This is a genomic window from Hungatella sp. (assembly GCF_046966825.1).
On sequence record NZ_JBKVCZ010000245.1, the window covers coordinates 1 to 4043 of the forward strand.

Consider the following 4043-nt stretch of genomic DNA (forward strand, 5'->3'; position numbering starts at 1 on the left):
CCAATGCCGGAGTTTATCTTCACGCCCTGACCCACCGCCTGAATCTGGATGGGATGAGAGGACGCCTCTTCCGTCTGTCCTTTTCCGACTGGTATGGCATCGATGAGGAAAGCGGAGAATACTGCTATACAATGGAGGGCCGTGATTATTCATGAACAAGTTTATAAAAAGATGGCGACGGCTGCTGTCCCGGCGGGAAGAGGGACAGAGCCTTGTGGAATTTGCGTTTGTGTTTCCGGTTCTGCTTATATTCTTCAGCGGGATTGCGGATACGGGGTGGATGATATATAACTACATCAGCCTGGCGGATATGACAGATACGGCAGTCCATGCCAACATTAAGTCAAACCCCAGCGACGCGGAAGATTTTATCAGCCTGTATATTGAAAAATCCTTCCCGGAATTTAATGGCAGCGCTATCCAGCTGTCCGCTGATACCCAGGTAACCCGGTACGACTATTACGACTACGTCTATAAATCCAATAAAAACAAGCACTGGAAAGTGCCTATGTATTATAAAGTACTGAAAACAACCCTCGATATCAATTATCAGGTGGATTACTTAACACCTATGGGGAAATTGATTTTTGGGGATACGGATAATCACATGGATTTAAGCGCTCACAGTTCTGCCGTAAAGGTTCTGGAAAATGATGCTTATAAGCCATAAGAAAGGAGATGGGAACATGAGCGGCAGATGGAAGAAACTAAAAAGAGAGTCTGGCCAGGCTATGGTAGAGTTTGCGCTGGTTCTTCCTATCCTCCTGCTGGCGATTATTGGCTGCATGGAGGTCGCCTGGTATATGACTGCAAAGTACAATCTCAACCAGTACGCAGAGGCCGTGGGACGTAATGTCAAAGGACCGTATATGTTAATCTGGTATCACGATGTTCACCCGAATGACTGGGTAGTGGAAAGTACGGGACGAAAGCCGTCCTGGCTGAGTCCGGAGGAACAGGCGCTCTGGAGTTTTGATGAATATGATGGCTGGTTTGCATTTGCCGATCCGGGACCCGGTGAGACGATTGACCCCTGGTATTATTCTTATGCCTTTGACAGCGAGATACTGTTCAAAAAGCGTTTGCAGGGTCTTGTCACAATGATAGACCCGGATAAGGTCAACTATACCATCCGTGGCGGCTGGTATATCAATGCGGAGGTTCTTCATGTCCCCGGCAAAAAGGCATCGTGGGCGGCACCGAGAGATGGTGAAAAGATAGAGTATTACAGTGCGGATGTGAGAGTGGATATGACATACCGCTATGAACCGCTGACCGTAGTGGGCCAGTGGATGTTCTGTCATGGAACGGATTATCTCACGATGAAGGTGGATGGACGTTATGTCTATAACCTTCCTCCCGGTATCAACACATAGGAGGGCGTATGTTCAAACATTGGTTTAAAACCTGGTTAAAAAAAGAAGAAGGAAATGCAATGATAATGGGAGCTTTTGGAATCATCCTTCTTCTCATGTTTATGGGAATTATGGTGGATATGGGGCTGTATTTTACCAGCTACCGAAGACTCAGCGCAGTTACCAAGTATTCCTCGGAGGAAATCCAGCAGATGCTTCCATATTATTCCTTTGCAAACGACTATGAGTCGGCTTTTCGGACGGAGTTTAATAAGAATCTCTACGAATACGGATATACCCTGGACAATGTAGACCGAAGCACAATCACCAGAATCAACACTTCCCGGCTGGGAAATCCCATCATTTCCGTCGAGATGGACGTGGCCCTCCATGACACGTATCAATGCATCTTCCTTCCGATCATCGGAATTTCGGAGCTCCCGGTTAACGCCAGCAGGAAAACCGCCCAATCCTACGGTATTGAAAAGCGGTACACAGCGGGGATGCCTGTCGAACTGTGGACAGGGGGAGTGGAGCTGGACGATTAGATTGTTTTTGTATGTCGTATCATTTCCTCAAAAATATTTTTTATTTACTGTCACAAGCAGACTGAAAATTTGTCTAATAAAGAGAGTAATAAAAATAAATATCAGGAGGATAGAATATGATTACGCCAATGACAAAAACACTGGAGACGGAACTACTTTGGTCCGAGGAGGAACTTACCAAAAAAAGTAAAATGAAAAACGAGGGGGCCGGTCTTTTGCTCCTGGGAATCGGAATACTTGCTGCGGGAGTCTGCAATCATCTGCTGCTCCAAATCATATATGAAAGCAGGATAATTTGGAGCGCAGTCACCATATGCTGTGTACTTTTGGGCATTGTCCTGGCATGGTTTGGGATAAAGCTGATTAACAAAGTTGGCGCTTCCGTTGCAGAGGAAACTGCCAAGGACAGTGGTTACACCGCAAAGGAGATTTTGGAGTGCTATCAGGAGAGCCGCCAGCCAAGTACCTTATTGCTGTCCCTGTCCTCCAGCCCTTCCAAAGAAAAAGACTTTATGGAAGTTGGTTTTTTGACTAAGAACTGGCTGAAACTGCCAAAGAATATTTTTTGTGGTATTATGCGGATATCGGATGTGGCGGCGATTTGGTATGAAGAGACAGCGCTTCCTGGCTATGACCCTGGAATTTTCGTTGTGAAAAGTGATGGGAAGTTGCGGTATGTCAAGTGTAAGTCCGATGCAGGCAGAGAAATCGTTGATGCGATAACCGCCAGAAATTCTAAAAGTATCACGATACGGAAGTTTATGTTTGATGGGAATGAGTATGACGCCTTTCAAAGTCCACAGAAAACAGCGGATATTTATCGAATCACTCAGTACGAAAGGTAACCCATCATTCCACTCATTGACAAGCCGTCTGTTTTATCATACAATAGAACCAGTAATCGAATGCGAATGGCCGACACCATTCGCATTTGCCCGTTTTAAGGGACATGAACAGATTTATTCATCTTGTGGATAGGAGGCGAGTCTATGGATGATTCTTACCGGCTTTTGGCAGTTGATGATGAACCTGATATTCTTCGAACGAACCGCAGGTACTTAGAGGCACGGGGGTATCGCGTGGACACGGCCGTCTGCGCGGCCGATGCGCTGGAACTGTTGAAAAACCAGAAGTATGACGCCATTCTTCTGGATGTGCTGCTTCCGGATATGAATGGGTTTGCGCTCTGTGAGGCGGTCCGGGCGCTTACCTCGGCGCCTATCCTGTTTCTCAGCTGCATGGATGGGGAGGAGGATAAGATTAAGGGGCTGATGGCAGGCGGCGAGGACTACATCACCAAACCGTACAGCTTAAAGGAACTGGCAGCGCGGGTGTACGCCCAGGTGCGCCGTGGGTCCATGAAACGGTTTGTCATCGACCATCAGAACCGGCTTTTGCAGATTGATAACCAGATTATCCCTCTTTCCCAGAAAGAGTTTGAGTTGTTTTTGTTCCTGATGGACCATTCCGGGCAGATTCTGCCGGCGGCAGAGCTGTATCAGGAAGTCTGGCGTACGGGAAAGCCTGACAGCGCCAATACCGTGGCGGTACATATCACAAGGCTGCGCCATAAATTGGAGGATGCCGGGTCCGTGATTGGCCGGATTGAGACAGTGCGGGGAGAAGGATACCGCTTTATCCCCAAATTGGAAGCGAGGGCAACCATATGAAACGATTTCTGGTCATCTTTTTTCTGATTCTGGCGTTGTGTACCGGGATGTTTTTCAGTATGTCGGTGTCTTCTGTATCGGAGGGACCGGAGGCGGTGAATGGGGTTCTGGATTTTCGCGGGACTGACTTTACTTCCTCTGTGTATCATCTGAACGGCCAGTGGGAATTTTACTACGACTGTCTCTACACACCGGAGGATTTCAGACAGGGAGTGCCGACAGGCGGGGAGTTTCTTACATTGCCCAATTCCTGGAATGTGAACGGGTATCCGGCACTCGGCCATGCCACGTTCCGGCTGTTGATTCAGGCGGAGCCCGGAGAACATTATCTGCTCTTTATTCCGGAGATTATCTCGTCGGCGGTGATTTGGAGCAATGGTACGGAGCTTTACCGGGCCGGTGTGGTGGGGGATTCCGCCGCCAATACGGTTACCGGTGTGCGCAATGAGCTTTTGGCGGTTTCCCCGGAA

5 protein-coding genes and 1 pseudogene are annotated in these 4043 nt (G+C 48.1%); all 6 read left to right on the forward strand.

The annotated features are described in order from the left end of the window. Positions 1-151 precede the first annotated feature (151 nt). Positions 152-670: a TadE/TadG family type IV pilus assembly protein gene (locus tag ACLTD4_RS33145; RefSeq protein WP_006780518.1), complete on the forward strand. Its 519-nt coding sequence runs from the start codon at positions 152-154 to the stop codon at positions 668-670. Between the two features lie 16 nt (positions 671-686). After that, positions 687-1376 carry a TadE family protein gene (locus ACLTD4_RS33150; RefSeq protein WP_006780519.1) on the forward strand — a complete coding sequence of 230 codons (690 nt, stop codon included), beginning with the start codon at positions 687-689 and terminating at the stop codon, positions 1374-1376. An 8-nt stretch (positions 1377-1384) separates the two neighbouring features. After that, a complete protein-coding gene (locus ACLTD4_RS33155) occupies positions 1385-1903 on the forward strand; it encodes a TadE/TadG family type IV pilus assembly protein (RefSeq protein WP_034858377.1) in 519 nt (172 codons plus the stop codon). A 116-nt stretch (positions 1904-2019) separates the two neighbouring features. After that, the gene (locus tag ACLTD4_RS33160; protein WP_006780521.1) at positions 2020-2748 is read left to right on the forward strand and encodes a hypothetical protein; all 729 of its coding nucleotides are present in this window, start codon (positions 2020-2022) and stop codon (positions 2746-2748) included. Between the two features lie 144 nt (positions 2749-2892). Further along, a complete protein-coding gene (locus ACLTD4_RS33165; protein ID WP_006780522.1) occupies positions 2893-3573 on the forward strand; it encodes a response regulator transcription factor in 681 nt (226 codons plus the stop codon). Beyond that, a pseudogene (locus ACLTD4_RS33170) lies at positions 3570-4043 on the forward strand (phosphate regulon sensor protein PhoR); the annotation flags it as partial. The gene ACLTD4_RS33165 and the pseudogene ACLTD4_RS33170, both read left to right, overlap by 4 nt.

Coding starts and splice junctions, on each gene's coding strand:
- ACLTD4_RS33145 (WP_006780518.1), top strand. CDS start 152: ATGAACAAGTTTATAAAAAGATGGCGACGGCTGCTGTCCCGGCGGGAA.
- ACLTD4_RS33150 (WP_006780519.1), top strand. CDS start 687: ATGAGCGGCAGATGGAAGAAACTAAAAAGAGAGTCTGGCCAGGCTATG.
- ACLTD4_RS33155 (WP_034858377.1), top strand. CDS start 1,385: ATGTTCAAACATTGGTTTAAAACCTGGTTAAAAAAAGAAGAAGGAAAT.
- ACLTD4_RS33160 (WP_006780521.1), top strand. CDS start 2,020: ATGATTACGCCAATGACAAAAACACTGGAGACGGAACTACTTTGGTCC.
- ACLTD4_RS33165 (WP_006780522.1), top strand. CDS start 2,893: ATGGATGATTCTTACCGGCTTTTGGCAGTTGATGATGAACCTGATATT.